At 69.5% G+C, this 24,919-nt stretch carries 29 protein-coding genes and 1 pseudogene; 8 read left to right on the top strand and 22 right to left on the bottom strand.

All coding sequences use genetic code 11. The annotated features are described in order from the left end of the window. Nucleotides 1-40: 40 nt before the first annotated feature. Together ACFY3C_RS22095 and ACFY3C_RS22090 are read right to left on the bottom strand one after the other, a co-directional pair. Entirely contained in the window at nucleotides 41-1,474 is a 1,434-nt protein-coding gene (locus ACFY3C_RS22095) for an NAD(P)H-hydrate dehydratase (protein ID WP_390771933.1), read from the bottom strand. Nucleotides 1,475-1,520: 46 nt separating this feature from the next. Beyond that, nucleotides 1,521-1,892, bottom strand: coding sequence for a holo-ACP synthase (locus ACFY3C_RS22090; protein ID WP_145879508.1), 372 nt, complete (start codon nucleotides 1,890-1,892; stop codon nucleotides 1,521-1,523). A 144-nt stretch (nucleotides 1,893-2,036) separates the two neighbouring features. Between ACFY3C_RS22090 and ACFY3C_RS22085 the strand changes: the two genes are divergently transcribed. Continuing rightward, nucleotides 2,037-3,011 carry a hypothetical protein gene (locus ACFY3C_RS22085; protein ID WP_390771932.1) on the top strand — a complete coding sequence of 325 codons (975 nt, stop codon included), beginning with the start codon at nucleotides 2,037-2,039 and terminating at the stop codon, nucleotides 3,009-3,011. Nucleotides 3,012-3,026: 15 nt separating this feature from the next. Then, a complete protein-coding gene (locus ACFY3C_RS22080; protein WP_390771931.1) occupies nucleotides 3,027-4,808 on the top strand; it encodes a M16 family metallopeptidase in 1,782 nt (593 codons plus the stop codon). 16 nt (nucleotides 4,809-4,824) lie between these two features. Here the strand turns inward: ACFY3C_RS22080 and glmS are convergent, their stop codons facing one another. Beyond that, entirely contained in the window at nucleotides 4,825-6,672 is a 1,848-nt protein-coding gene (gene glmS, locus ACFY3C_RS22075; RefSeq protein WP_390771930.1) for a glutamine--fructose-6-phosphate transaminase (isomerizing), read from the bottom strand. 183 nt (nucleotides 6,673-6,855) lie between these two features. Here glmS and ACFY3C_RS22070 point away from each other — a divergent pair, with 183 nt between their 5' ends. Continuing rightward, complete coding sequence (locus ACFY3C_RS22070) at nucleotides 6,856-7,434, top strand: carboxymuconolactone decarboxylase family protein (RefSeq protein ID WP_390771929.1); 579 nt, start codon at nucleotides 6,856-6,858, stop codon at nucleotides 7,432-7,434. After that, nucleotides 7,431-8,297 (top strand): RNA polymerase sigma-70 factor, encoded by an 867-nt coding sequence (locus tag ACFY3C_RS22065; RefSeq protein ID WP_390771928.1) that lies wholly within the window; start codon nucleotides 7,431-7,433, stop codon nucleotides 8,295-8,297. Before ACFY3C_RS22070 ends, ACFY3C_RS22065 begins: the two co-directional genes overlap by 4 nt. Here ACFY3C_RS22065 and sigJ read toward each other — a convergent pair. Next, the gene (sigJ, locus tag ACFY3C_RS22060; RefSeq protein ID WP_390771927.1) at nucleotides 8,287-9,240 is read right to left on the bottom strand and encodes an RNA polymerase sigma factor SigJ; all 954 of its coding nucleotides are present in this window, start codon (nucleotides 9,238-9,240) and stop codon (nucleotides 8,287-8,289) included. The two genes, ACFY3C_RS22065 and sigJ, sit on opposite strands and share 11 nt — an antisense overlap. A gap of 148 nt (nucleotides 9,241-9,388) precedes the next feature. On the opposite strand from sigJ, the gene ACFY3C_RS22055 reads away from it, so the two are divergent. The 3 genes from ACFY3C_RS22055 to ACFY3C_RS22045 all read left to right on the top strand — a co-directional run bounded on the left by ACFY3C_RS22055 (nucleotide 9,389) and on the right by ACFY3C_RS22045 (nucleotide 11,791). After that, nucleotides 9,389-9,769, top strand: coding sequence for a DoxX family protein (locus ACFY3C_RS22055; RefSeq protein ID WP_390771926.1), 381 nt, complete (start codon nucleotides 9,389-9,391; stop codon nucleotides 9,767-9,769). A gap of 83 nt (nucleotides 9,770-9,852) precedes the next feature. Next, entirely contained in the window at nucleotides 9,853-10,821 is a 969-nt protein-coding gene (gene coaA, locus ACFY3C_RS22050; protein ID WP_386578490.1) for a type I pantothenate kinase, read from the top strand. A 31-nt stretch (nucleotides 10,822-10,852) separates the two neighbouring features. Then, a complete protein-coding gene (locus tag ACFY3C_RS22045) occupies nucleotides 10,853-11,791 on the top strand; it encodes a DUF389 domain-containing protein (RefSeq protein WP_390771925.1) in 939 nt (312 codons plus the stop codon). Here the strand turns inward: ACFY3C_RS22045 and glmM are convergent. From glmM to rplM, 3 genes are all read right to left on the bottom strand, one after another. After that, a complete protein-coding gene (gene glmM / locus ACFY3C_RS22040; RefSeq protein WP_390771924.1) occupies nucleotides 11,788-13,146 on the bottom strand; it encodes a phosphoglucosamine mutase in 1,359 nt (452 codons plus the stop codon). The genes ACFY3C_RS22045 and glmM overlap by 4 nt on opposite strands. A gap of 179 nt (nucleotides 13,147-13,325) precedes the next feature. Next, nucleotides 13,326-13,838, bottom strand: a complete 513-nt coding sequence (gene rpsI / locus ACFY3C_RS22035; RefSeq protein ID WP_003998795.1) for a 30S ribosomal protein S9 — start codon at nucleotides 13,836-13,838, stop codon at nucleotides 13,326-13,328. A 42-nt stretch (nucleotides 13,839-13,880) separates the two neighbouring features. Continuing rightward, entirely contained in the window at nucleotides 13,881-14,324 is a 444-nt protein-coding gene (gene rplM, locus ACFY3C_RS22030) for a 50S ribosomal protein L13 (RefSeq protein ID WP_386578320.1), read from the bottom strand. 298 nt (nucleotides 14,325-14,622) lie between these two features. On the opposite strand from rplM, the gene ACFY3C_RS22025 reads away from it, so the two are divergent. Beyond that, nucleotides 14,623-15,501 carry a hypothetical protein gene (locus ACFY3C_RS22025; protein ID WP_386578319.1) on the top strand — a complete coding sequence of 293 codons (879 nt, stop codon included), beginning with the start codon at nucleotides 14,623-14,625 and terminating at the stop codon, nucleotides 15,499-15,501. Between the two features lie 3 nt (nucleotides 15,502-15,504). On the opposite strand, the gene truA is transcribed toward ACFY3C_RS22025, so the two are convergent. The 15 genes and pseudogenes from truA to rplR all read right to left on the bottom strand — a co-directional run bounded on the left by truA (nucleotide 15,505) and on the right by rplR (nucleotide 24,916). Further along, on the bottom strand, nucleotides 15,505-16,359 hold the full coding sequence (truA, locus tag ACFY3C_RS22020) for a tRNA pseudouridine(38-40) synthase TruA (RefSeq protein WP_386578318.1): 855 nt from the start codon (nucleotides 16,357-16,359) through the stop codon (nucleotides 15,505-15,507). A gap of 92 nt (nucleotides 16,360-16,451) precedes the next feature. Continuing rightward, nucleotides 16,452-16,937, bottom strand: coding sequence for a 50S ribosomal protein L17 (gene rplQ, locus ACFY3C_RS22015; RefSeq protein WP_386578316.1), 486 nt, complete (start codon nucleotides 16,935-16,937; stop codon nucleotides 16,452-16,454). A 116-nt stretch (nucleotides 16,938-17,053) separates the two neighbouring features. Continuing rightward, nucleotides 17,054-18,076, bottom strand: coding sequence for a DNA-directed RNA polymerase subunit alpha (locus tag ACFY3C_RS22010; protein WP_003966937.1), 1,023 nt, complete (start codon nucleotides 18,074-18,076; stop codon nucleotides 17,054-17,056). A gap of 150 nt (nucleotides 18,077-18,226) precedes the next feature. Then, on the bottom strand, nucleotides 18,227-18,631 hold the full coding sequence (gene rpsK, locus ACFY3C_RS22005) for a 30S ribosomal protein S11 (RefSeq protein WP_003956432.1): 405 nt from the start codon (nucleotides 18,629-18,631) through the stop codon (nucleotides 18,227-18,229). 70 nt (nucleotides 18,632-18,701) lie between these two features. Further along, entirely contained in the window at nucleotides 18,702-19,082 is a 381-nt protein-coding gene (gene rpsM, locus ACFY3C_RS22000; protein ID WP_020135802.1) for a 30S ribosomal protein S13, read from the bottom strand. Nucleotides 19,083-19,267: 185 nt separating this feature from the next. Further along, the gene (rpmJ, locus tag ACFY3C_RS21995) at nucleotides 19,268-19,381 is read right to left on the bottom strand and encodes a 50S ribosomal protein L36 (RefSeq protein WP_003998809.1); all 114 of its coding nucleotides are present in this window, start codon (nucleotides 19,379-19,381) and stop codon (nucleotides 19,268-19,270) included. Between the two features lie 59 nt (nucleotides 19,382-19,440). Then, nucleotides 19,441-19,662 (bottom strand): translation initiation factor IF-1, encoded by a 222-nt coding sequence (gene infA / locus ACFY3C_RS21990; RefSeq protein ID WP_003948620.1) that lies wholly within the window; start codon nucleotides 19,660-19,662, stop codon nucleotides 19,441-19,443. A gap of 204 nt (nucleotides 19,663-19,866) precedes the next feature. Further along, nucleotides 19,867-20,010 (bottom strand): annotated as a pseudogene (locus ACFY3C_RS21985) (type I methionyl aminopeptidase); the annotation flags it as partial. 119 nt (nucleotides 20,011-20,129) lie between these two features. After that, the gene (gene map, locus ACFY3C_RS21980) at nucleotides 20,130-20,966 is read right to left on the bottom strand and encodes a type I methionyl aminopeptidase (RefSeq protein ID WP_390771995.1); all 837 of its coding nucleotides are present in this window, start codon (nucleotides 20,964-20,966) and stop codon (nucleotides 20,130-20,132) included. A gap of 100 nt (nucleotides 20,967-21,066) precedes the next feature. Continuing rightward, nucleotides 21,067-21,732 (bottom strand): adenylate kinase, encoded by a 666-nt coding sequence (locus ACFY3C_RS21975; protein WP_389187609.1) that lies wholly within the window; start codon nucleotides 21,730-21,732, stop codon nucleotides 21,067-21,069. Next, nucleotides 21,732-23,045, bottom strand: coding sequence for a preprotein translocase subunit SecY (gene secY / locus ACFY3C_RS21970; RefSeq protein ID WP_386577196.1), 1,314 nt, complete (start codon nucleotides 23,043-23,045; stop codon nucleotides 21,732-21,734). Before secY ends, ACFY3C_RS21975 begins: the two co-directional genes overlap by 1 nt. 202 nt (nucleotides 23,046-23,247) lie before the next feature. Beyond that, nucleotides 23,248-23,703: a 50S ribosomal protein L15 gene (gene rplO / locus ACFY3C_RS21965; protein ID WP_023547373.1), complete on the bottom strand. Its 456-nt coding sequence runs from the start codon at nucleotides 23,701-23,703 to the stop codon at nucleotides 23,248-23,250. 2 nt (nucleotides 23,704-23,705) lie between these two features. Continuing rightward, nucleotides 23,706-23,888: a 50S ribosomal protein L30 gene (gene rpmD, locus ACFY3C_RS21960; protein ID WP_003974250.1), complete on the bottom strand. Its 183-nt coding sequence runs from the start codon at nucleotides 23,886-23,888 to the stop codon at nucleotides 23,706-23,708. Then, a complete protein-coding gene (gene rpsE / locus ACFY3C_RS21955; protein ID WP_015658456.1) occupies nucleotides 23,888-24,493 on the bottom strand; it encodes a 30S ribosomal protein S5 in 606 nt (201 codons plus the stop codon). The genes rpmD and rpsE overlap by 1 nt, the downstream gene beginning before the upstream one ends. Before the next feature lie 39 nt (nucleotides 24,494-24,532). Next, nucleotides 24,533-24,916, bottom strand: a complete 384-nt coding sequence (rplR, locus tag ACFY3C_RS21950; RefSeq protein WP_067299854.1) for a 50S ribosomal protein L18 — start codon at nucleotides 24,914-24,916, stop codon at nucleotides 24,533-24,535. Between the last annotated feature and the right edge of the window lie 3 nt (nucleotides 24,917-24,919).

Below are 24,919 nucleotides of genomic sequence, written 5' to 3'. Positions count from 1 at the left end.
CGCGACCCACCCCCGCTCAGCCCTCGCTCCGGGCACCGGGTCAACCCCGTACGTCCCGCCATGCCTCCGGGATCCTCTCCGCGACGTCGTGTGCCCCGGCCGGCGCCCCGGCCGCGGCGAAGCGGCCCGCCAGCCCATGCAGATACGCCGCCACACTCCCCGCGTCCAACGCGGACAACCCCGCCGCCAGCAAAGACCCGGCCAGACCCGACAGCACGTCACCGCTCCCGGCCGTGGCCAGCCACCCCGTCCCCGTGGCGTTCACCCGCACCGCCCCGCCCCCGGAGTCCGCCACCAACGTGGTGGACCCCTTCAGCAGCACGGTCGCCCGGTACACCGCCGCCAACTCCCGCACCGAGGCCAGTCGAGCCCCCTCGACCTCCTCCCGCGGCACCCCGAGCAACGCCGCCGCCTCCCCGGCATGCGGAGTCATCAGCGTCGGCGCCGTACGCCCGCGCACGGCGTTGCGCTCGGCCAGCCGCAGCCCGTCGGCGTCGAGCAGCACCGGCACCTCGGCGGACAGCACCTCCGCCACGGTCGCCGCGTCGTCCCCGGCACCCGGCCCGACCACCCAGGCCTGCACCCGTCCGGCCTTGGCGGGCCCCTGGTCGGACACGAGGGTCTCCGGGAAGCGGGCGATGACCGCCTGTGCCGCGGGCCCGACGTACCGCACGGCCCCCGCCCCACCCCGCAGCGCCCCGGAGACGGCCAGCACGGCGGCTCCCGGATAGCGCGCGGACCCCGCCGCGATCCCGACCACACCCCGCCGGTACTTGTCGCTCTCCGCCGCGGGCCGTGGCAGCAGCCGGGCCACATCCGCGTGCTGCAACGCCTCCAGCTCGGCGTCCGGCGGCAGTTCGAGCCCGATGTCGACGAGGCGCACCGACCCGGCGTACTCCCGCGCGGGGTCGACCAGCAGCCCCGGCTTGTGCGTCCCGAAGGTGACGGTGAGGTCGGCCCGCAGCGCCGAACCCCGCACCTCTCCCGTGTCCGCCTCGACTCCGCTCGGCAGGTCCACGGCTACGACAGCGGCCCGCGACCGCTCGACGGCACCGGCCAGCGCCTCCGCGTCCGGCCGCAGCCCGCCCTTGCCCCCGATCCCGACGATGCCGTCCACGACCAGGTCGGCCCGCTCGACGGCCTCCTCGGCGCCGCCGTCGGCCGCCACGCGCCCACCCGCCCGGAGCAACGCCGTGAGCCCCTCGGAGTGGGTCCGCTCGGGCCGCGCCAGCAGTACGGCCGTGACCCCGGCGCCCCGCCGCGCCAGCCGCGCCCCCGCGTACAGCGCGTCGCCGCCGTTGTCCCCGCTCCCGACGAGCAGCACCACCCGGCTGCCGTAGACCCGCCCGAGCAGGTCCGCACAGGCAGCGGCCAGCCCCGCGGCGGCCCGCTGCATCAGCGCACCCTCCGGAAGCCGCGCCATCAGCTCCCGCTCGGCCGCCCTCACCGTCTCCACGCTGTACGCAGTACGCATGGCATCGAGTCTGCCCCGGAAACCCCTGCCGCCACACCCGGGGGCGTCACCCCTCGGCGACCACCACGGCCGACGCGATCCCCGCGTCATGGCTGAGCGACACATGCCAGGACCGCACCCCGAGTTCCGCGGCCCGCGCGGCCACGGTCCCCTTCACCCGCAGCCGGGGCTGCCCGCTGTCCTCGACGAACACCTCGGCGTCGGTCCAGTGCAGCCCTGGCGGGGCCCCGAGGGCCTTGGCGAGCGCCTCCTTCGCCGCGAACCGCGCCGCGAGCGAGGCGATGCCCCGGCGCTCCCCGCTGGGCAGCAACAACTCACTCTCGACGAACAGCCGATCGGCCAGCCCAGGCGTCCGATCCAGCGACGCCCGGAACCGGTCGATCTCGGCGACGTCGATTCCGACCCCGATGATGCTCATGGTGAGCACCCTACGGCCAGGCGGCGCCCCACCCCTGCCTCGCGAAATCTGACTGCCCTCCTGTCACACCCCACTGCTAGCCTGCGGAAACTGACCATCTGCGCGTCCTGGGGGCCAGTTTGGCGCGCCAAAAGGGGTTGACGTATGAGCAAATCCAGCAAGGGTGACGGCGACGGCAGACCCGTCGGCTCGCACGGGCCGGTGACCGACCCGTTCGACGCGCTGCCCGAACTAGCCCCGCTGCGCACAGCCGCGCTGGCCGCCGACTGGACGGCCACCGATGCCTTCTTCGCCGCACTCGACTCCGTCGACAAGGTCTCCTTCGCGGTCGGTGTCCTCGCCGACATCGAGGGGACCGAGGGGTATCTCGAGCGGGCCGCGGCGGAACTGCCCGGCGAGCCGTTGCCGCGCACACTGCTCGCCGAGCGGTACATCCGTATCGGCTGGGGGATTCGCAGTAGAGCCAGGGCGCAGCACGTCTCACGGGAGCAGTTCGACCAGTTCCACGCGTGGCTGCGCAAGGCCGAGCACCTGCTCATCGAGGTGTGCGCGGAGCACCCGTCGTACGCCCCCGCCTGGACCGCCCGGCTGCTCACCGCCCGCGGCCTGGAGCTGGGCCAGTCCGAGGCGCGGCGGCGCTACGACCGGCTGGCGGCCCACCACCCGCACCAGTTCCGCGGGCAGTCGCAGCTGCTGCAACAGCTGTGTCCGAAGTGGAGCGGTTCCTGGGAGGCCGCGCACAGCTTCGCCCAGGAGTGCACGCAGGCCGCGCCGGGTGGCTCGCACGCCGGGATCCTGGTCGCCGAGGCCCATCTCGAACACGGTCTGGACGAGACCCTCAGCAAGGCGAACCAGTACCTGCGTGACGTGTCCGTCCGTGACGACTTGCGGTCCGCCGCCGAGGCCTCGGTGCTGCACCCCGACTACCGGCGCGACTTCCACTGGATCGTCGGCCACAGCGCCTTCGCCCTGGCCTTCTCCATCGGCGGCCACGCCAAGGACGCGGCCCGGCACTTCGCCGCACTGGGCGACACGGCCTCCGAGTCGTACTGGGAGTACCTCCACAACTGGAAGACCTGGTTCGCGAACTACCGCGCGGCCGCACTGGCGACGGTCTGAAGGGGCGCCGAACACATGACCACGGGACTGAACGACGTCGTCGACACCACCGACCTCACCGCCCCCGACGGCCTGATCACGCACACCGCCGTCCACGGCATCCCCACCCTGCACGCACCCCGACCTGGCCAGATCACCGCCGGTCTCTTCTTCCGCGTGGGCCGCGCCGACGAGACCCTGTCCACGTCCGGCGTCACCCACCTCGTCGAACACCTCGCGCTGCACCGGCTGGGCGTGTCCGACGTGCATTACAACGGCGCCACGGCGAACACGTACACCCACTTCCACGTCACCGGCGACGAGGACGAGGTCGTCACGTACCTCAACGACCTCTGCGCGGCCCTGCGCGACCTGCCACTGGACCGTCTGGAGACGGAGAAGGAGATCCTCCGCACGGAGGCAGCGGGCCGCGCGAACGGCCCCAACTCGCAGATGCCGCTGTGGCGTTACGGCGCCCAGGGCTACGGCCTGTCCAGCTACGACGAACTCGGCACCTGGAGCCTGACGGCCGATCAGGTGCAGCAGTGGGCCCAGACCCGCTTCACCAGGGACAACGCGGTGCTGTGGATGACCTGCGACCACGTACCGGACGGCCTGGACCTCACCCTGCCCGCAGGCCGCCGCATCCCGGCCCCGGCCGCGTCCGGCTCGCTGCCCGTCACCCCCGCCTACATCCGCGGCGACGACGGCCACGTCGTCTTCGACAGCGTGTTGCGCCGCTCCACCGCGGCCGCCGTCTTCGCCGACGTTCTGGGCCGCGCCCTGTTCCGGGACCTGCGCCAGGAGGGCGGCTACTCCTACACGGCGGAGGCCCACTACTCCCCCCGCGACGCCGACTTCGCCACCCTCACCGCGTACGCCGACGCGCTGCCCGAGAAGCAGGACGCGGTGGTCGGCGCCTTCGTCGACACGCTCGCCGGGCTGCGCGCGGGCCGCATCGAACAGGCCGAACTGGACTCGGTGCGCGGCAAGTTGCTCAAGCGGTACGACACACCCGACCTCGGCGCCGCCACGCTGCCGTCGAACGCGCTCAGCCTGCTCCTCGGCCACGAGATCCTCTCCCCGGAACAGCACAAGGCTGAACTGGAGGCGGTCACGGTCGCGGACCTGCGCGAGATCGCCCGCGAGGCGTGGGACGGCGGGCTGTTCCAGGTGCCCGCCCGCGGCGCCGACTGGGCGGGCTTCACGCTCGCCCCGCAGTACTCGTCGTCCGCGGTCACCGGCACCCGGCACCAGTCGCTGGAGAACGACGGCGTCACGCTCGTCATCGGAGCCGAGGGGGTGAGTCTGCTGCTGCCGGGCGGCCCGGTCACCGTGCGGTACGACGCCTGCGCCGCGATGACCGCCCGCCCCGACGGGGCCCGCTTCCTGACCGGCCTCGACGGCTTCCGCGTGGCTGTCGAGCCGACCCTGTTCCGGGACGTCACGGCCGAGCGGATCGCCGTGCTGGACGCGGCCGTCCCCGCCGCCGCGGTCGTCGCGCTGCCGGCCCGTGACCCGGAACGGATTCCGCAGCCGCGCGAGCGGGAGATGCGAGAGACGGCCCCCGTGCCGCAGGGCGGGGGCGACGAGGCCAGGAAGTCGGCGTCTCCTGGCCTGCGGCACCTGCCGGTCTGGTTCGTACTCCTGGTGGTGGCGGAGGCGGTGTTCGGCCTGGGCCTCCTGATCGCCATCCTCCAGACGTCCGACTCGGCCCACGCGGCGTTGATTCACCTGACCCGCGCGATGCTGCCGACCGCCCTGGTGATCGCCTACACCCGCAAGGCGTACCGCCACGCCCGGCGCGAGCGCGGCTGACTCCCGGGAACGCCTGCTACTCCACCGTCACCGACTTCGCCAGGTTGCGGGGCTGGTCCACCTCGTTGCCACGGGCGGTGGCCAGCTCGCACGCGAACACCTGCAGCGGCACCGTCGCCACCATTGGCTGCAGCAGCGTCGGCGTGGCCGGGATCCGGATCAGGTGGTCGGCGTACGGAACCACCGCCTCGTCCCCCTCCTCCGCGATCACGATCGTCCGCGCGCCCCGCGCCCGGATCTCCTGCATGTTGGAGACGATCTTGTCGTGCAGGACGGACCGGCCACGCGGCGACGGAACGACGACCACCACCGGCACGTCCTCCTCGATCAGCGCGATCGGACCGTGCTTCAACTCGCCCGCCGCGAAGCCCTCGGCGTGCATGTAGGCGAGTTCCTTGAGCTTGAGGGCTCCTTCGAGGGCGACCGGATAGCCCACGTGCCGGCCCAGGAACAGCACCGTGTTCTTGTCGGCCAGGGACCGGGCGAGGGCCCGTACCGGCTCCATCGTGTCCAGCACGCGCTCGACCTCGCCCGAGATCTGCGACAGGTCCCGGATCACGGCACGGATCTCGTCGCCCCACTTGGTGCCCCGCACCTGGCCCAGGTACAGGGCGACCAGGTAGCACGCCACCAGCTGGGTCAGGAACGCCTTGGTGGAGGCGACGGCCACCTCGGGCCCGGCGTGCGTGTACAGCACCGCGTCCGACTCGCGAGGGATCGTCGAACCGTTGGTGTTGCAGATGGCCAGGACCTTCGAGCCCTGCTCCCGCGCGTGCCGGAGCGCCATCAGGGTGTCCATGGTCTCGCCGGACTGGGAGATGGCGATCACCAGGGAGCGGCCGTCCAGGATCGGGTCCCGGTAGCGGAACTCGCTGGCCAGTTCCACCTCGCACGGGATCCGCGTCCAGTGCTCGATGGCGTACTTGGCGATCAGGCCGGCGTGGAAGGCCGTCCCGCACGCGACGATGACGACCTTGTCCACCTCGCGCAGCTCGGACGGCGAGATCCGGACCTCGTCCAGGGTGAGGGAACCGGCCGCGTCGATACGGCCCAGGAGCGTGTCGGCGACCGCCTTCGGCTGCTCGGCGATCTCCTTGAGCATGAAGTAGTCGTAGCCGCCCTTCTCGGCGGCCGAGGCGTCCCAGTCGACGTGGTAGGAGCGCACGTCCGCGTCGCGGCCGTCGAAGCCGGTCACCTTCACGCCGTCCCGGCGCAGCTCCACCACCTGGTCCTGGCCCAGCTCGATCGCCGAGCGGGTGTGGGCGATGAACGCGGCGACGTCGGAGGCCAGGAACGCCTCGCCCTCCCCCACGCCCACCACGAGCGGGGAGTTCCGGCGCGCGCCCACGACCACGTCCGGCTCGTCGGCGTGCACCGCGACCAGCGTGAACGCGCCCTCCAGACGCCGGCACACCAGCCGCATGGCCTCGGCGAGATCGGCGCACGACGAGAACTCCTCGGCCAGCAGGTGCGCGACCACCTCGGTGTCCGTCTCGGACGACAGCTCGTGTCCCCGCTCGGCCAACTCGGCCCGCAGCAACGCGAAGTTCTCGATGATGCCGTTGTGGACGACCGCCACCCGGCCGGCGTTGTCGAGATGCGGGTGCGCGTTCGCGTCCGTCGGGCCGCCGTGGGTGGCCCAACGTGTATGGCCGATGCCCGTCGAGCCCGCCGGAAGCGGCCGCTCGACCAGTTCCTTCTCCAGGTTGACCAGCTTCCCGGCCTTCTTCGCCGCGGCCAGCCCGCCGTCCGCCGGCACGGCGACACCCGCCGAGTCGTAACCCCGGTACTCCAGCCGCTTCAGCCCGGCCATCACGACCTCGAGCGCCGACTGCGACCCCACGTATCCCACGATTCCGCACATGAGCGGCAGCCTACGGTCCGACGCCCCCGAAATCGCCCTCAGCTTGCCCGAATTCGGAAATTCCCACCGGGGTACGAAGCTCTACGACGACCCGGATCATCAACTCGGCGGGTGTCACACGCGCGGGCCCGGCGGTGTCTTCATGCCAGAGAGGCCGACAGACCACCGGGACAAGGAGACCCCATGACACCGCGTATTCCGAAGGCGGAGCTTCCCACCGAGCTGAAGGAGAACATGATCAAGCAGCTCGGTGTCGTGCCCGAGCCCGTCGAGGTGGCGTTCAACAACCCCGCCCTCGCCCTGGCCAACCTGGAGTTCGGGGCCAGGGTGGCCGAGTGGGACGCGGCCGACGCGAGCCTCAAGTCGTTCGCGCACATGGCCGTCGCGGCACAGGTCGGCTGCAGCTGGTGCCTCGACATCGGCTACTTCCAGGCGCAGAACCAGAACCTGGACCTGGCCAAGGCGAGCCAGGTGCCGCGCTGGCGGGAGTCGGACGTGTTCACGCCGCTGGAGCGGGACGTCATGGAGTACGCCGAGGCCATGACGAACACGCCGACGACCGTCACCGACGAGCTGTCCGCGAGCCTGCTCGACCGGCTCGGCCCGGCGGCGCTGGTCGAGCTGACCGTGTTCATCGCCTTCGCCAACTTCGCGACCAGGACCAACACGGCGCACGGGATCACGTCGCAGGGCTACTCCGACGCGTGCGAGATTCCCCTGGCCGCGCGGCCCGCCGACTCCGGCGCGGCGTCGGGCGCATGACGCAGGACCCGTTCGTCGCCCATCGCAGCCTGCTGTTCACGGTCGCCTACGAGATGCTCGGGTCGGCGGCCGACGCGGAGGACGTGCTGCAGGAGTCCTGGCTGCGGTGGGCCGGCGTCGACCACGCACAGGTGCGTGACCCGCGGTCGTACCTCGTCCGGACCGTCACCCGGCAGGCGCTCAACCGCCTGCGCACGTTGTCACGCAGCCGCGAGGACTACGTCGGCGAGTGGCTGCCGGAACCGCTGCTGACCAGCCCCGATGTCGCCGAGGACGTCGAACTCGCGGAGAGCGTCTCGATCGCGGTGCTGACCGTGCTCGAAACGCTCGCGCCGACCGAGCGGGCGGTCTTCGTGCTCCGCGAGGTCTTCGAGCTGCCGTACGGCGAGATCGCCGAGGCCGTCGGGAAGTCAGCGGCCGCGGTGCGGCAGATCGCGCGCCGGGCCCGCGAGCACGTCGCGGCCCGCCGACCACGGGTGCAGGTGAGCCGATCGGAGCAGCAGGCGGTGGTGGAGCGGTTCCTGGCCGCGCTGCGCACCGGGCACCTGCAGGAGCTGATGGAGGTCATGGCACCGGACGTGGTCATGATCGCCGATGGTGGCGGGCTGGTGGCCGCCGCGCTGACGCCGATCCATGGAGCCGAACTCGTGGCACCGTTGCTCGCGGGCGTGAACCAGAGGGTGGCCGGGTTCGAGGCGACGGACGTGTGGCTCAACGGAGCCCCCGCGGGCCGACTCGCGTTCGACGGCGAGCCGTCCGCGGTGAGCCTCCAGGTCGAGAACGGGCGGATCACCCGTATCTACGTGGTGCGCAACCCGCGGAAGCTGACGCGACTGGACGAACCGTCCGAACTCACCAGGTAGGCCCGCTGTCCTGCGCGGTCCAGGGCCGGAGCTTCTCGGGGTTCCGTACGGCCCAGATGCGGTGGACCCGGTCGCCCACGACGTCGAAGGCCAGCACCGCCGCGGTGACACCGTCCTGCTGGACGACCACTCCGGGCTGGCCGTTGACCGTGCGCTCCAGGAGCGTCATGCCGACCGCCCGGGCGGAGAGACCGACGAGGTAGCGCGCGACCTGCTCGCCGCCGTCGACGGGGTGCAGCGCGGCCTGGGCGAGGCCGCCGCCGTCGGCGATCGCCGTGGCGTCGGGGTCGAGGAGGCCGATGAGCGCGTCGATGTCCTGGGCCTCCCAGGCCCGCTTGAAGTCCCTGACGACGTCGGCACGGCGGGCTGCGGGAGTCACGGGAGCGTGCGAGGCACGCATGCGACGGCGGGCCGACGTGGCCAGCTGGCGACATGCCGCCGGGGTACGGCCGACGATCTCGGCCACTTCGGCGAAGGGATAGCGGAAGACGTCGTGCAGGATGAACGCGACGCGCTCGGCCGGGGTCATCGCTTCGAGCACGACGAGGAAGGCCATGTTGACCGACTCGTCGAGGGTGACGCGGTCGGCCGGGTCGACGACGGTGCCGCCCGGCCGCCCGCTGATCCACTCCGTCCGATCGGGCAGCGGCTCCGGGATCCACTCGCCCACATAGCGCTCCCGCCGGACCCGTGCCGAGCGCAGCAGATCCAGGCAGATACGACCGGCGACCTTCGTCAGCCAGGCGCCCGGGGAGTCGATGGCGTCCCGCTGCGCCGGGGACATGGCGTACCAGCGGGCGTACGTCTCCTGCACGACGTCCTCGGCGTCGGCCAGGGAGCCCAGGAGCCGGTACCCGAGATTGATCAGCTGACGCCGCTCGCTGGTGATCGCGCTCAGGCCCGGATCGATCGGGCCGTCTGCAGGCCCGGACTGCGTGCTCATGTGTCGCCGACTCCCTTGGTCGTGTCCGCACTCACCAGTACGACGGGACAGCGCACCGGACTGTGAGGTCGGCGCGGCACCTCACATCCCGAGGGGCCGTGTCGTCGTACCGCTGAGACGATCACATCAACTCCGCGAGGAGAACCTCATGAACATCGCTCTGTGGATCACTGCGGGACTGCTGGCCGTGGGCGCCCTGGCCGGCGGCGCCATGCTGCTGATCCAGCCCAGCCAGAAGCTGGCCGCCTCCGGCTGGGCCTGGGTCGAGGACTTCGGCGACGGCACCGTCAAGGCCATCGGCGCCCTCAAGGTGCTGGCCGCGGTGGGCCTGATCCTGCCCGGCGCGCTCCACATCGCGCCGGTCCTGGTGCCGCTGGCCGCCGTCGGCTGGGTGCTGCTGATGATCGGCGCGATGATCACGCACCTGCGCCGCCAGGAGGCCCAGGCCCTCCCGGTGGTCCTGGTCCTGCTCGCCCTGGCCGCCTTCGTGGCGTGGGGCCGCTTCGGCCCCCATTCCTTCACCGGCTGACCCAGCGGCGACGTGACGCACCCCACCCCGCACCCCCGTTCAAACTCCGTTAACAATGGACTGTGATCTCACCGGTCTCCTCGATGCCCCGGAGCGCCCACCGGCCCAAGCCGGAGGCGACTCCCTACGTCGACCTCACCCGTACCGAGTGGAGCGCGCTGCGCGACAAGACTCCGCTGCCGCTCACCGCCGAAGAGGTCGAGAAGGTCCGCGGCCTCGGCGACGTCATCGACCTCGACGAGGTGCGGGACATCTACCTCCCGCTCTCCCGCCTCCTCAACCTCTACGTCGGCGCCACGGACGGGCTCAGAAACGCCCTGAACACGTTCCTGGGCGAAGGGGGCTCCCAGTCCGGCACGCCCTTCGTGATAGGGATCGCCGGATCCGTGGCGTGCGGCAAGTCGACCGTGGCACGTCTGCTCCAGGCCCTGCTGTCCCGCTGGCCCGAGCACCCGCGCGTGGAGCGGGTCACGACCGACGGCTTCCTGCTGCCGACCAAGGAGCTGCAGGCCCGCGGACTGATGTCGCGGAAGGGATTCCCCGAGTCGTACGACCGCCGGGCGCTGACCCGGTTCGTCGCCGACATCAAGGCGGGCAAGGACGAGGTCACCGCCCCCGTCTACTCCCACCTCATCTACGACATCGTCCCGGGCGAGAAGCTCGTCGTACGCCGGCCCGACATCCTGATCGTCGAGGGCCTGAACGTCCTGCAGCCCGCCCTCCCCGGCAAGGACGGCCGCACCCGCGTCGGCCTCGCCGACTACTTCGACTTCAGCGTGTACGTCGACGCGAGCGCCGACGACGTCGAGAGCTGGTACCTCAACCGCTTCAAGAAGCTGCGCCAGACGGCCTTCCAGGACCCGTCCTCGTACTTCCGCAAGTGGACCCAGGTCTCCGAGGAGGAGGCCCTCGACTACGCGCGCACCCAGTGGCGCACCATCAACAAGCCCAACCTGGTCGAGAACATCGCCCCGACCCGCGGCCGCGCCACCCTCGTCGTACGCAAGGGCCCGGACCACAAGGTCCAGCGGCTGCGCCTGCGCAAGCTGTGACCCGTTCATGGACGCCTGTTAGAAAGGCGCCATGCTGCATCTGCGCCTGATCACTCCCGCCGAGAAGACGGACGAGGTGGTGCGGCTGATCGAGCAGACGGTCGGTACCACCCACCTCGTCGTACTGCCGAAGGCCGCCCGCAACCCCGCCGGGGACGTCGTCATGTGCGACGCGGCCCGCGAGGCCGGGGACGAACTCATCGGCGGACTACGCCGGTTGGGGCTGGACGAGACCGGCTCGATCGCCGTGGAGGACATCGACCTCACCCTGTCCCGCCGTGCCGACAAGGCCGAGGAGGAGGCACCGGGCGAGGGCGCGGACGCGGTGCTGTGGGAGCACCTGCGGGAGGCCACGCACGAGGAGTCGACGCTGTCGGTCACCTACGTCGCCTTCCTCACGATCGCCACCATGATCGCGGCCTGCGGTGTGGTGCTGGACAACGCGATCCTGATCGTGGGCGCGATGGCCGTCGGCCCCGAGTTCGGGCCACTGGCCGGCATCTGCACGGCCCTGGTGCAGCGCACCCCACGCCTCGCCCTGCGTTCACTGACCGCGCTGCTGGTGGGCTTCGCGGTGGCCATGCTGGTGACGGTCGGCTTCACCTACGCCATGGACGGCATCGACCTGTTCACCAAGGTCCGGCTGGAGGCGGAACGCCCCAACACCAACTTCATCTACCGCCCCGACGCCTTCTCCTTCGTCGTGGCGGTCCTGGCCGGGATCGCCGGCACCCTCTCCCTGACCTCGGCGAAGTCCGGTGCCCTGGTGGGCGTGGCCATCTCGGTCACCACGGTCCCGGCAGCGGCCAACGCGGCCGTGGCCTTCGCCTACACCGAGTACCGCCAGGCCTGGGGCTCCACGGTCCAGCTCCTGCTGAACCTCCTGGGCATCGTCCTGGCGGGCATGCTCACCCTGCTGGCCCAGAAATGGCTCTGGGCCAGACAGCGGCAGCAGCGGGAAGCCGCTTAGCCGAGGGCCGACTTCACGGCATCGGCCAGGCGGCCGGCGACCGCGCGGGCCTGTTCGATGTCCGCCGCCTCGACCATCACGCGGACCAGCGGCTCCGTGCCCGAGGGACGCAGCAGCACCCGCCCGGTGGAGCCCAGCTCCCGCTCCGCCTCGGCGACGGCGGCTGCCAGGTCGGCGGACGTCTGCACGCGGGATCTGTCCACGTCCGGCACGTTGATGAGGACCTGCGGCAGCCGCTCCATGACGGCGGCCAGCTCCCGCAGCGTACGACCGGTCTGCGCCACCCGCGCCGCCAGCAGCAGCCCGGTCAGCGTGCCGTCACCGGTGGTCGCGTGGTCGAGGATGATCACGTGCCCGGACTGCTCACCGCCCAGGGCGTACCCGTGCTCCTTCATCTCCTCCAGCACGTACCGGTCGCCCACGGCGGTCTGCACCAGGCGGATCCCCGCCCGCTCCATCGCCAGCTTGAAGCCCAGGTTGGACATCACGGTCGCGACCACGGTGTCGGAGCGCAGCTCGGCGCGCTCCTGCAGCGCCAGCGCGAGCACGGCGAGGATCTGGTCGCCGTCCACCTCCTCGCCGGTGTGGTCCACGGCCAGGCAGCGGTCGGCGTCACCGTCGTGCGCGATGCCGAAGTCCGCGCCGTGCTCGCGCACCGCGGCCTTCAGCTCGTCCAGGTGGGTGGAGCCGCAGCCGTCGTTGATGTTGAGCCCGTCCGGCTCGGCGCCGATCGTGACGACCTTGGCGCCGGCCCGCGAGAACACCTCCGGCGAGACCCCCGCGGCCGCACCGTGCGCCTCGTCCAGGACGATCTTCAGGCCGTCGAGACGGTTCGGCAGCGCCGCCAGCAGATGGTCGATGTACTGCTCGAAGCCCTCGTCGTACGACCGCACGCGGCCGACCCCGGCACCGGTGGGCCGCTGCCAGGGCTCGCCGTGCCGGTGGGAGTCGTACACGGCCTCGATCCGGTCCTCGAGGTCGTCGGCGAGTTTGTGGCCGCCGCGGGCGAAGAACTTGATGCCGTTGTCCGGCATGGCGTTGTGGCTGGCGGAGAGCATCACGCCCAGGTCCGCGCCGAGCGCGCCGGTCAGGTACGCCACCGCCGGCGTCGGCAGGACGCCCACGGTCAGCACGTCGACGCCGGCACTGGCCAGGCCCGCGACCACGGCGGCCTGCAGGAACTCTCCGGACGCACGCGGGTCCCGTCCGACCACCGCCGTCGGCCTGTGGCCCTCGAAGGTGCCCGCCTCGGCCAGCACATGCGCCGCCGCCACGGACAGGCCGAGCGCCATCTCGGCCGTCAGGTCCGCGTTGGCGACACCGCGCACGCCGTCCGTACCGAAGAGTCGTCCCACGTGTCCTCCAAGGGAAGCGTCATTGCTGCCGGGAATGATGGCAGACGGCTGAACATCCGATCACACCAGCCTTTGAGCGTCTTGTGTCGTTATACGCCCTTGGCCGGGATAAACGAACGCCCCGACGGCACATGTGGCGTGCCGCCGGGGCGTTCGGAGTACGAGCAGGCAGCTGCTGATTAGCGCTTGCTGTACTGCGGAGCCTTGCGGGCCTTCTTCAGACCGGCCTTCTTGCGCTCGACCGCACGGTCGTCGCGGCGGAGGAAGCCGGCCTTCTTGAGCGGGCCGCGGTTGTTGTCGACGTCGGCCTCGTTCAGCGCACGGGCGACACCGAGACGGAGCGCACCGGCCTGACCGGAGACACCGCCACCCGCGATGCGGGCGATGACGTCGTAGCGGCCCTCGAGCTCGAGCACCTTGAAGGGCTCGTTGACTTCCTGCTGGTGCACCTTGTTCGGGAAGTAGTCCTCGAGGGTGCGACCGTTGATCTTCCACTTGCCGGTGCCCGGAACGATCCGGACGCGGGCGATGGCGTTCTTGCGACGGCCCAGGCCGGCAGCCGGCTGGGGCTCACCGAAGCGCGAGGCGAGGGACTCGGAGGTGTACTCGCCCTCCACCGGAACCTCGGACTCGGTGGTGTAGCTGTCGATGTCAAGCTCTTCGAGCGGCTGCTCGGCAGTGGTCTCGGCCACGATTCTCCTCAGATTCTGTTCAGTCTTAGGGGGTGGCCGGACTTACTGCGCGACCTGGGTGATCTCGAACGGCACCGGCTGCTGGGCAGCGTGCGGGTGCTGCTCACCCTTGTAGACCTTCAGCTTCGACAGCATCTGACGGCCGAGGGTGTTCTTCGGGAGCATGCCCTTGACGGCCTTCTCGATGGCCTTCTCGGGGTTCTTGTCGAGCAGCTCGTCGTAACGGACGGAGCGCAGACCACCCGGGTAGCCGGAGTGGCGGTACGCCATCTTCTGGGTCCGCTTGTTGCCGGACAGGTGCACCTTGTCGGCGTTGATGATGATGACGAAGTCACCAGCGTCGACGTGCGGCGCGTAGATCGGCTTGTGCTTGCCCCGCAGAAGGGTGGCGGCGGTGGTGGCGAGACGACCCAGGACAACGTCCTGAGCGTCGATGACGTGCCACTGGCGCGTCACATCGCCGGGCTTGGGGCTGTACGTACGCACGGTTCGTAGCCTTCGCTTCGAGTGAATGGTCCTGAACAGGTCACCGAAACGATCACGACAGCCTCGACCGCACCACGGTGACGCAAACCGCGTGCTGATCGCTGGTCATCGGCCCGGTGGACCGGTGTAAGGGCCCGTCCCGTGAGAATGAGCAAGCCAATACACAACGAAGAGGCAGAATACCTGGGCGCCCCCGGCAGGGTCAAAACGAGGCTCTTCCCCCTCATGTCGACGGACAAACAAGGCATGCCGACCGAGGCACTCCAGCACCCCCCGCCCCCCGTCTAAGATGCGCCCCATGAGTTACGGGCAGGGGGGACCCCAGTCTCAGTGGGATCCCTGGAAACCTAATTCCCAGCAGCCGTGGAGCAGCGGGGGCGACGACGGGACTCCGGACTGGGCCGCGCTGGCGGAGGCCTCGGAGACCCGGAACAAGCGTCGCAGGCTGCTGTTCATCGGCGGCGGCGCGCTCGCCACGATCGCGGTCGGCACCGCCGTCGCGATGGCCGTCGTGTCCGCGAACGGCGACAACAAGGCCTCGGGCAACCCCACCAACCTGCCCGCCAGCGCCTCGCTGCCGAGCGGCACGGCCACGGCACCGTCCTTCGCCCCCACCAGCGCCCCGCCGCCGCTGGACCCGAAGGACTTCATATCCAGCGCGAAGAAGGACACCGCGCCGCTGAGCCCCGAGACGCTGTTCCCGGGCACCCAGCTGACCATGGGCAGCGCGGTGTACAAGAAGGGCGCCACCGCGGACACCAAGAACTGTGCCTCCGCCGCCGACGCGACCCTGCCCAAGATCCTCACCGCGAACGGCTGCACCCGCCTGATCCGCGCCACCTACACCAAGGACGGCATCGCGGTCACCGTCGGCGTCGCCGTCTTCGACACCGCGGCTCAGACCGCGAAGGCCAAGTCCCAGACCGACGACAAGAGCATCGTGCGCTCGCTGTCCGGCAAGGGCGTCAAGTCCTTCTGCGACGGCGCGATCTGCTTCTCGACCCGCAACGCCGTCGGCCGCTACGGCTACTTCACGATCACCGGCTTCACGAACGGCAAGAACGTCACCAAGAAGGACACCAAGGCCTTCGCGGTCAGCGACGACCTTCAGGAGTTCACCTTCCGCCAGATCTGGCGCCGCGGCGAGGTCCAGGCCTCGGCCGCAGCGAACCAGTAGGTCTCAGCAGCACCCCGCCGACGGAAGCGAGCGCTTGTTCCGGGCCTCCTTGTTCCGGGCGGCCAGCAGCTCGTCGGCGGGGTAACCGACCTCCTCCAGGGTCAACCCGTGCGGTCGTACGACGTGCACGGCGGAGTCGCGCACCCCCGCGGCCAGCACCTTCCCGGGCCACTCGGGGCCCCGGTGGCCGTCGCCGACGAACAGCAGCGCGCCGATCAGCGAGCGCACCATGTTGTGGCAGAACGCGTCGGCCCGCACGGTCGCGGTGATGATCCCGTCCGCACCCCGCGCAAGGCTCAGCTCCTGGAGCGTACGGATCGTCGTCGCACCCTCCCGTTTCTTGCAGTACGCGGCGAAGTCGTGCTCGCCGAGCAGCGCCCGCGCGGCCTCGTTCATGGCCTCGACGTCGAGCGGCCAGTCGTGCCACAGGACGTGGTTGCGCAGGAGCGGGTCGACGCCTCCGGGGTTGTCCGTCACCCGGTATGCATAACGCCGCCAGACGGCCGAGAAACGGGCGTTGAAGCCGCTGGGCGCCTCTCTGAGAGCCCACACCCGCACATCCTTGGACAGGCGCCCGGCGAGCCGCTTGAGCAGCTTCTCGTGGTGCTCGCGCCACACCCCCTCGGGCAGGTCCACGTGCGCCACCTGGCCGCGCGCGTGCACCCCGGCGTCGGTACGTCCCGCGACGGTCAGCTCGTACGTCTCCCGCGACCGCGTCACCGTGCGCAGTGCGTCCTCGATCTCGCCCTGTACGGTCCGCCGGCCACCGGCCTGCTTGGCCCACCCGGAGAAGTCGGTGCCGTCGTAGGACAGGTCGAGGCGGACACGGACGTACCCGGGCTGTACTTCGTCACTCACGCGGGAATCCTCTCAGGACACATCCCTTTCAAAAAAACGCGAAAGCGGGCCCGCCCCGAAGGGCGAACCCGCTTCCAGCGTCAGGCAGAGCCTCAGGCGTCCTTCGACTCCTCGGCCGGAGCCTCGGTCTCCTCGACCTGGGTCTCCTTGGCCTCCTCGGCCTCCTTGACCGCACGCTTGGTGGCGGCCTCGGCCTCACCGGTCGCCTGCTGGGCAACCGTCAGCGCCTCGACCAGCTCGATGACAGCCATGGGCGCGTTGTCGCCACGGCGGTTACCGATCTTGGTGATGCGGGTGTAGCCACCGGGACGGTTCTCGTACCGCGGGCCGATCTCGGTGAAGAGCGTGTGGACGACGCTCTTGTCCGTGATGACCTGGAGCACCTGACGGCGGTTGTGAAGGTCGCCCTTCTTCGCCTTGGTGACCAGACGCTCGGCGTACGGGCGCAGGCGGCGGGCCTTCGCCTCGGTGGTGGTGATACGACCGTGCTCGAACAGCGACTTCGCGAGGTTCGCGAGGAGCAGCTTCTCGTGCGCGGCACTGCCGCCCAGACGGGCACCCTTGGTGGGCCTCGGCATTGTTCTTCTCCTGTGTGTCTGCCCCGGCCGTGTCAGGTACCGGGGTCAGTATCCGAGCAGACGGTTGTCTGTCGGAGATCCGGGGGTCTCGGTGAGACCCCCGGAGGTGGAACCGATCAGTACTGCTCGGTCTCCACGAAACCCGCGTCCGCGTCGTCGTCGGCGCCGAAGGCGTCGGCAGCGGCGGTCGGGTCGAATCCGGGCGGGCTGTCCTTGAGGGCCAGGCCCATGCCGGCCAGCTTCGCCTTGACCTCGTCGATGGACTTCGCACCGAAGTTGCGGATGTCCAGGAGGTCGGCCTCGGAGCGCGCGACCAGCTCACCCACGGAGTGGATGCCCTCACGCTTGAGGCAGTTGTACGAGCGGACGGTCAGCTCGAGCTCCTCGATGGGGAGCGCGAGGTCGGCCGCCAGCGCGGCGTCCGTCGGGGACGGACCCATGTCGATGCCCTCGGCGTCGATGTTCAGCTCGCGGGCGAGACCGAACAGCTCGACCAGGGTCTTACCGGCGGAGGCCATGGCGTCACGGGGACGCATCGCCTGCTTGGTCTCGACGTCGACGATCAGCTTGTCGAAGTCCGTGCGCTGCTCGACACGCGTGGCCTCGACCTTGTACGTGACCTTCAGAACCGGCGAGTAGATGGAGTCGACCGGGATACGGCCGATCTCCTGGCCCACCTGCTTGTTCTGCACGGCGGAGACGTAGCCGCGACCGCGCTCGACGGTCAGCTCCATCTCCAGCTTGCCCTTGCCGTTGAGCGTGGCGAGGACGAGGTCGGGGTTGTGCACCTCGACACCGGCCGGGGGCGCGATGTCGGCGGCGGTGACCAGACCCGGGCCCTGCTTGCGCAGGTACATCACGACCGGCTCGTCGTGCTCCGAGGAGACGACCAGCTGCTTGATGTTGAGGATCAGGTCGGTGACGTCCTCCTTGACGCCCGGCACGGTGGTGAACTCGTGCAGGACGCCGTCGATGCGGATGCTGGTGACAGCAGCGCCGGGGATCGACGACAGGAGGGTGCGGCGGAGCGAGTTGCCGAGGGTGTAGCCGAAGCCCGGCTCCAGCGGCTCGATCACGAACCGGGAGCGGAACTCGTCGACGACCTCTTCGGTCAACGAGGGACGCTGAGCGATCAGCATGTGTGGATCAGATCCTTCATTCGTGGACGCCCGCTATTTGACGCCCGACGGACCGTGCCGCTCACGCAACACGGGGTACTGCAAGGGTACGGGCGGTACGACCCCGAAGGGGTGGTACCGCCCGGAACCGCAGGCCGCGAAGGCGACGCGTCAGACGCGACGACGCTTCGGCGGACGGCAGCCGTTGTGCGGGGTCGGGGTGACGTCCTGGATGGAGCCGACCTCGAGGCCCGTGGCCTGCAGGGAGCGGATCGCGGTCTCACGACCGGAGCCCGGGCCCTTGACGAACACGTCGACCTTGCGCATGCCGTGCTCCTGGGCGCGGCGGGCAGCCGACTCGGCGGCCATCTGCGCGGCGAACGGCGTGGACTTCCGGGAGCCCTTGAAGCCGACGTGGCCGGCGGAGGCCCAGGAGATCACGTTGCCGGACGGGTCCGTGATCGACACGATCGTGTTGTTGAACGTGCTCTTGATGTGCGCGTGGCCGTGAGCGACGTTCTTCTTTTCCTTGCGGCGCACCTTCTTGGCAGCGCCCTGACGTCCCTTGGGGGGCATCTAGTAACTCCTACGGGGAGGTGGTCGGTCCTACAGCGAAGACCGCTGATGAAGCGTTGTCCGCTGAGGACTACTTCTTGCCCGGCTTCTTCTTGCCGGCGATGGCGCGACGCGGGCCCTTGCGGGTGCGGGCGTTGGTGCTGGTGCGCTGACCGCGGACGGGCAGACCGCGGCGGTGCCGCAGACCCTGGTAGCAGCCGATCTCGACCTTGCGGCGGATGTCGGCCTGGATCTCGCGACGGAGGTCACCCTCGGTCTTGATGTTGTTGTCGACGTACTCGCGGATCGCGACCAGCTGCTCTTCGCTCAGGTCACGAACGCGGGTGTTCGGGTCGATACCGGTCTCGGCCAGCGTCTGCTGGGAGAGCGTCCGGCCGATGCCGAACACGTAGGTGAGGGCGACTTCCACACGCTTTTCGCGCGGGATGTCAACACCGGAAACGCGTGCCATTCAATGGCTCCTGGTGATCTTCGGAGGTCTTCCGCAAAGCCGGCTCCCGGCCGCCGTACGAGGTACGAACCGGGTCCCCGGCCTCCGAACCGGGGGTGTCGAGCTGGATGGCTCGGGCTCTGCGTATGAACATATTCAGCTTGCGTCGCGCGAATCTCTGCGGGTGCAGAGGGATCGGTCGTGCGTCAGCCCTGGCGCTGCTTGTGGCGCGGGTTCTCGCAGATGACCATGACCCGACCGTGACGGCGGATCACCCTGCACTTGTCGCAGATCTTCTTGACGCTCGGCTTGACCTTCATGGGATTGAGGTTCTCCGGGTCAGTGCCACCACCCCGCCGGAGCGGGATACGGGCAAGATCTACTTGTACCGGTAGACGATCCGGCCACGCGTCAGGTCGTACGGAGACAGCTCCACCACGACCCGGTCGTCAGGGAGGATGCGGATGTAGTGCATACGCATCTTGCCGCTGATGTGTGCCAGGACCTGGTGGCCGTTCTGGAGCTCGACCTTGAACATGGCGTTCGGCAGAGACTCGACGACAGTGCCCTCGATCTCGATGGCACCTTGCTTCTTGGCCACGCTTCGCCCTTCGAATCGACTACCTTGATCGACTCTCTTACTTCCCTTACGGGCGCATGCGGACATGCGGGTGCACGAGAGCCGACGAGTCAGTCTACGTCAGCGCACCCGGAAACACGAATCGAGGAAACCTGCCCCACACAGAAGATCGCCATGCAAGGGGTGGGAGGAAACAGCTGCCGTCGGTCCCGGCGGGGGCCGACATCAGCCCAGCGGGTCCGGGGCGGCCGTGTTGCCGTATTCGGCGAGCTTGGCCTTGCCGCCGTCCGGGGCCGTCAGCACCAGCGGGCCCTGTTCGGTCAGCGCGATCGAGTGTTCCCAGTGGGAGGACCAGCTGCCGTCGGTCGTGATGACCGTCCAGTCGACCGATCCTCGACGCCCCGCTCGCGGGCTCGGCGCCAGGGGCGCCTCACAAGCTTCGCGGGGCTGCGTCGGCCTCCGACCGGCGGCTCGTGGCGCGGCCGTCATCAGCCCATCGGATCCGGTGCCGCCGTCACCCCGTACTCGGCCAGCTTCGCCTTGCCGCCGTCGGGAGCGGTGAGCACCAGCGGGCCCTGTTCGGTCAGCGCGACCGAGTGTTCCCAGTGGGAGGACCAGCTGCCGTCGGTCGTGATGACCGTCCAGTCGTCCTCGAGGACCTCGGTCCGCGGGGTGCCGAGGGAAACCATCGGCTCGATCGCGAGGCAGAAGCCGGGGACCAGCTTGGGGCCCTTGCCGCGGCGGCGGTCGACGTAGTTCAGCAGGTGCGGGTCCATGTGCATCTCGGTGCCGATGCCGTGGCCGCCGTAGTCCTCGATGATGCCGTAGCGGCCGCCGCCGGGCTTCGGCTGGCGGCGGATGTACGTCTCGATGGCCCGGGAGACGTCGACCAGGCGGTTGCCCTGCTTCATGGCCGCGATGCCGGCCCACATGGACTCCTCGGTCACCCGGGAGAGCTCGATCAGCTCCGGAGCGTGACCGGAGCCCACGAAGGCGGTGTACGCGGCGTCGCCGTGCCAGCCGTCGACGATCGCGCCGCAGTCGATGGAGATGACGTCGCCGTCCTTCAGGACGACGTCGTCGGAGGGGATGCCGTGGACCACGACGTCGTTGACCGAGGTGCAGATGGTCGCGGGGAAGCCGCCGTAGCCGAGGAAGTTCGACTTGGCACCGTGCTCGGCGAGCACCTTGCGGGCGACCTCGTCCAGGTCCTTGGTGCTGGCGCCGGGGACGGCGACTTCGCGAGTGGCCGCGTGGATGGCGGCTACGACCAGGCCCGCCGCACGCATCTTGGCGATCTGCTCGGGGGTCTTGATCTGCACCATGGGGGGCCTGCGCTCTCCGTCACTCACGTCGACTGGGTTACCTACACAACACTACGGCCGCGGCGCCCGGGGAGGGCACCGCGGCCGGAAGGACCGCGATCTACTTGTTCTCGGCCTTCTCGCGCTTGAGCGCCTCCAGCGCCCGCTGCGTGATCTCGTCCACCGGGCCCAGGGAGGAGATCGTCACGACCAGGCCCTGCGACTTGTAGTAGTCGATGATCGGCTCGGTCTGCGTGTGGTAGACCTCCAGCCGCGTCCGGACGGTCTCCTCGGAGTCGTCGTCGCGCTGGTACAGCTCACCGCCGCAGACGTCGCACACGCCCTCCTGCTTCGGCTGGCTGTACGTCACGTGGAACACGTGGGACGAGTCGTTGCGGCAGATGCGCCGGCCGGCGATCCGCTTGACGACCTCCTCCTCCGGGACCTCCAGGTCCAGGACGGCGTCCAGCTTGATGCCCTCTTCGTCCAGCAGCCGGTCCAGCGCCTCGGCCTGCGAGACGTTGCGCGGGAAGCCGTCCAGCAGGAAGCCGTTCTCCGCGTCCGCCTGCTCCATGCGGTCCTTGGCCATCGCGATGGTGACCTCGTCGGGTACGAGGTTGCCGGCGTCCATGTAGGACTTCGCGAGCTTGCCCAGCTCCGTCTGTCGGCTGATGTTGGCCCGGAACAGGTCACCGGTGGAGATGTGCGGGATGGCCAGCTTCTCTGCGAGCCGGACGGCTTGCGTTCCCTTACCGGCACCGGGCGGCCCGACGAGGACGATACGCATCAGCGGAGGAACCCTTCGTAATTGCGCTGCTGGAGCTGGCTCTCGATCTGCTTCACCGTCTCGAGACCGACACCCACAATGATCAGGATGCTGGTCCCGCCGAACGGGAAGTTCCCGCTCGCATTGAAGCCCACCAACGCCATTGTCGGCACGAGAGCGATCACTCCCAGATACAGCGAACCCGGCCAGGTGATCCGGTTGAGCACGTAGCTCAGGTACTCAGCGGTCGGTCGGCCAGCCCGGATGCCCGGGATGAAGCCACCATACTTCTTCATGTTGTCGGCGACTTCCTCGGGGTTGAAGGAGATCGCCACATAGAAGAACGCGAAGAAAACGATGAGCAAGAAGTACGAAACGATGTAAATCGGGTGGTTGCCCTTGGTCAGATGCCCCTCGACCCACTGCTTCCAGCCCGAGTTGCCCCCGGCGAACTGGGCCACCAGCGCGGGAATGTAGAGCAGCGACGAGGCGAAGATGACGGGAATCACACCCGCCTGGTTCACCTTGAGCGGGATGTACGTGGACGTACCGCCGTAGGAACGACGCCCGATCATGCGCTTCGCGTACTGCACCGGGATGCGGCGCTGGGCCTGCTCCACGAAGACGACGAGCGCGACCATGACCAGGCCGACCAGGATGACGGTGCCGAACTCGATCCAGCCGCCGGCCAGGGAGCCCTGCTTCTTGATGGCCCACAGCGCGGACGGGAAGGTCGCGGCGATCGAGATGAACATCAGGATCGACATGCCGTTGCCGATGCCGCGGTCGGTGATCAGCTCACCGAGCCACATGACGACGGCCGTACCGGCGGTCATGCAGATGACCATGGTGATGGTGGTGAAGATCGCCTGGTCAGGGACGATCGAGCTGGCCACCTGGCAGCCATTGAACAGCGCGCCGCTGCGGGCGGTGGCCACCAGACCCGTGCCCTGCAGGATGGCCAGCGCCACCGTCAGGTACCGGGTGTACTGGGTGATCTTCGCCGTACCCGCCTGGCCCTCCTTCTTCAGGGCTTCCAGGCGCGGGATGACCACGGTCAGCAGCTGCAGAATGATGCTCGCCGTGATGTACGGCATGATCCCGAGCGCGAAGATCGTGATCTGCAGCAGTGCGCCACCGCTGAACATGTTGACCAGACCGAAGAGGCCCTGGTTGGCGGACGCCTCGTCCATGCACTGCTGGACGGCCTTGTAGTTGACGCCCGGGATCGGAACGTGGGTACCGACCCGGTAGACCACGATGATGGCCAGCGTGAACAGCAGCTTCTTGCGCAGGTCGGGCGTCCTGAACGCCCGGGCGAACGCGGTGAGCACGGTGCCTCCTGCGACCCCCGCGCAACTGCGTCAAGGGTGACGGTCTTGAGGTTCGACGGATACTGAACGACGGATACAGAAAAAGAACAGTGCAGGCCACCTTACCGGCGACACTGCCTCCCCCGGAACGACCGACCGGGGATACCCCATTGTGGGGTATCCCCGGTCGGGATCGTCTACGTCATCGAGGCGCCTGAAGGAATCAGACGAGCTCGGTGACCGTACCGCCGGCGGCGGTGATCTTCTCCTTGGCGGAGCCGGAGACGGCGTCCACCGTCACCTGCAGCGCCACGGAGATCTCGCCCTGGCCGAGGACCTTGACGAGGCTGTTCTTGCGAACGGCACCCTTGGCCACCAGACCCTCGACCGTGACCTCGCCACCCTCGGGGTAGAGCGCTGCCAGCTTGTCGAGGTTCACGACCTGGAACTCGGTCTTGAACGGGTTCTTGAAACCCTTCAGCTTCGGGAGGCGCATGTGGAGCGGCATCTGGCCACCCTCGAAGCGCTCCGGAACCTGGTAACGGGCCTTCGTACCCTTGGTACCACGACCGGCCGTCTTACCCTTCGACGCCTCACCACGACCGACACGGGTCTTGGCGGTCTTGGCGCCCGGGGCGGGACGGAGGTTGTGGATCTTGAGCGGGTTCTGCTCCGCCATGATCAGTCGACCTCCTCGACCGTCACGAGGTGGCGGACGGTGTGCACCATGCCGCGGAACTCGGGGCGGTCCTCCTTGACGACCTGCGTGTTGATGCCCTTGAGACCAAGGGAGCGCAGGGTGTCGCGGTGGTTCTGCTTGCTGCCGATGTAGGACTTGACCTGCGTGATCTTGAGCTGAGCCATCACGCACCCGCCCCGGCACGCGCACGCAGCAGAGCCGCGGGAGCGACGTCCTCGAGGGGCAGGCCACGGCGGGCCGCGACCTCCTCGGGACGCTGCAGGCCCTTCAGGGCCTCCACGGTCGCGTGCACGATGTTGATCGCGTTGTCGGAGCCGAGCGACTTCGACAGGATGTCGTGGATACCGGCGCACTCGAGCACGGCACGCACCGGACCACCGGCGATAACACCGGTACCCGGGGACGCGGGCTTGAGCAGCACGACGCCGGCAGCCTTCTCACCCTGGATCGGGTGCGGGATGGTGCCCTGGATACGGGGGACCTTGAAGAAGTGCTTCTTGGCCTCCTCAACGCCCTTGGCGATGGCGGCCGGCACCTCCTTGGCCTTGCCGTAACCGACACCCACGGTGCCGTCACCGTCGCCCACCACGACCAGCGCGGTGAAGCTGAAGCGACGACCACCCTTCACAACCTTGGCGACGCGGTTGATCGCGACAACGCGCTCAACGTACGCGGTCTTCTCGGCGGCAGCAGCGCCGCCGTCACGGCCCTTCCGGTCCCGCCGCTCGCCGCCACCGGCACCGCCACCGCGGCGCTGGGGTCCAGCCATTGGAATTACCTCTCTCTGTTTCCGCTAGCTACGGCAGGCTCAGAACTTGAGCCCGGCTTCGCGGGCGGCGTCCGCCAGGGCGGCGATGCGCCCGGCGTACTGGTTGCCACCACGGTCGAACACGACAGCCTCGACACCGGCGGCCTTGGCACGCTCGGCGACCAGGGCGCCGACCTGCTTGGCCTGCGAGGACTTGTCGCCCTCGCCACCGCGGACGGACGCGTCCAGGGTGGACGCGGACGCCAGGGTGTGGCCCTTGAGGTCGTCGATCACCTGCGCCACGATGTGGCGGTTGGAGCGGGTCACGACCAGACGGGGACGCTCCGCCGTACCGGCGATCCGCTTGCGGATCCGGATGTGACGGCGCTTGATCGCGGCGCGCTTGTAGGCGTCGCCCTTGAGGATCTTCTGCCCGTATGCCATGGC

Source organism: Streptomyces sp. NPDC001410, from assembly GCF_042895235.1.
Classification (GTDB): Bacteria; Actinomycetota; Actinomycetes; order Streptomycetales; family Streptomycetaceae; genus Streptomyces.
The sequence above is the reverse complement of the archived record's forward strand: the minus strand, read 5'-3'. Positions and strand labels throughout refer to the sequence as shown.

Bases quoted from the DNA above. Each gene is read 5' to 3' on its own strand.
- ACFY3C_RS22095 (WP_390771933.1), bottom strand. From the start codon at position 1,474: ATGCGTACTGCGTACAGCGTGGAGACGGTGAGGGCGGCCGAGCGGGAG.
- ACFY3C_RS22090 (WP_145879508.1), bottom strand. From the start codon at position 1,892: ATGAGCATCATCGGGGTCGGAATCGACGTCGCCGAGATCGACCGGTTC.
- ACFY3C_RS22085 (WP_390771932.1), top strand. From the start codon at position 2,037: ATGAGCAAATCCAGCAAGGGTGACGGCGACGGCAGACCCGTCGGCTCG.
- ACFY3C_RS22080 (WP_390771931.1), top strand. From the start codon at position 3,027: ATGACCACGGGACTGAACGACGTCGTCGACACCACCGACCTCACCGCC.
- glmS (WP_390771930.1), bottom strand. From the start codon at position 6,672: ATGTGCGGAATCGTGGGATACGTGGGGTCGCAGTCGGCGCTCGAGGTC.
- ACFY3C_RS22070 (WP_390771929.1), top strand. From the start codon at position 6,856: ATGACACCGCGTATTCCGAAGGCGGAGCTTCCCACCGAGCTGAAGGAG.
- ACFY3C_RS22065 (WP_390771928.1), top strand. From the start codon at position 7,431: ATGACGCAGGACCCGTTCGTCGCCCATCGCAGCCTGCTGTTCACGGTC.
- sigJ (WP_390771927.1), bottom strand. From the start codon at position 9,240: ATGAGCACGCAGTCCGGGCCTGCAGACGGCCCGATCGATCCGGGCCTG.
- ACFY3C_RS22055 (WP_390771926.1), top strand. From the start codon at position 9,389: ATGAACATCGCTCTGTGGATCACTGCGGGACTGCTGGCCGTGGGCGCC.
- coaA (WP_386578490.1), top strand. From the start codon at position 9,853: ATGCCCCGGAGCGCCCACCGGCCCAAGCCGGAGGCGACTCCCTACGTC.
- ACFY3C_RS22045 (WP_390771925.1), top strand. From the start codon at position 10,853: ATGCTGCATCTGCGCCTGATCACTCCCGCCGAGAAGACGGACGAGGTG.
- ACFY3C_RS22025 (WP_386578319.1), top strand. From the start codon at position 14,623: ATGAGTTACGGGCAGGGGGGACCCCAGTCTCAGTGGGATCCCTGGAAA.
- rplQ (WP_386578316.1), bottom strand. From the start codon at position 16,937: ATGCCGAGGCCCACCAAGGGTGCCCGTCTGGGCGGCAGTGCCGCGCAC.
- ACFY3C_RS22010 (WP_003966937.1), bottom strand. From the start codon at position 18,076: ATGCTGATCGCTCAGCGTCCCTCGTTGACCGAAGAGGTCGTCGACGAG.
- rpsK (WP_003956432.1), bottom strand. From the start codon at position 18,631: ATGCCCCCCAAGGGACGTCAGGGCGCTGCCAAGAAGGTGCGCCGCAAG.
- rpsM (WP_020135802.1), bottom strand. From the start codon at position 19,082: ATGGCACGCGTTTCCGGTGTTGACATCCCGCGCGAAAAGCGTGTGGAA.
- rpmJ (WP_003998809.1), bottom strand. From the start codon at position 19,381: ATGAAGGTCAAGCCGAGCGTCAAGAAGATCTGCGACAAGTGCAGGGTG.
- map (WP_390771995.1), bottom strand. From the start codon at position 20,966: ATGGTGCAGATCAAGACCCCCGAGCAGATCGCCAAGATGCGTGCGGCG.
- ACFY3C_RS21975 (WP_389187609.1), bottom strand. From the start codon at position 21,732: ATGCGTATCGTCCTCGTCGGGCCGCCCGGTGCCGGTAAGGGAACGCAA.
- rplO (WP_023547373.1), bottom strand. From the start codon at position 23,703: ATGGCGGAGCAGAACCCGCTCAAGATCCACAACCTCCGTCCCGCCCCG.
- rpmD (WP_003974250.1), bottom strand. From the start codon at position 23,888: ATGGCTCAGCTCAAGATCACGCAGGTCAAGTCCTACATCGGCAGCAAG.
- rpsE (WP_015658456.1), bottom strand. From the start codon at position 24,493: ATGGCTGGACCCCAGCGCCGCGGTGGCGGTGCCGGTGGCGGCGAGCGG.
- rplR (WP_067299854.1), bottom strand. From the start codon at position 24,916: ATGGCATACGGGCAGAAGATCCTCAAGGGCGACGCCTACAAGCGCGCC.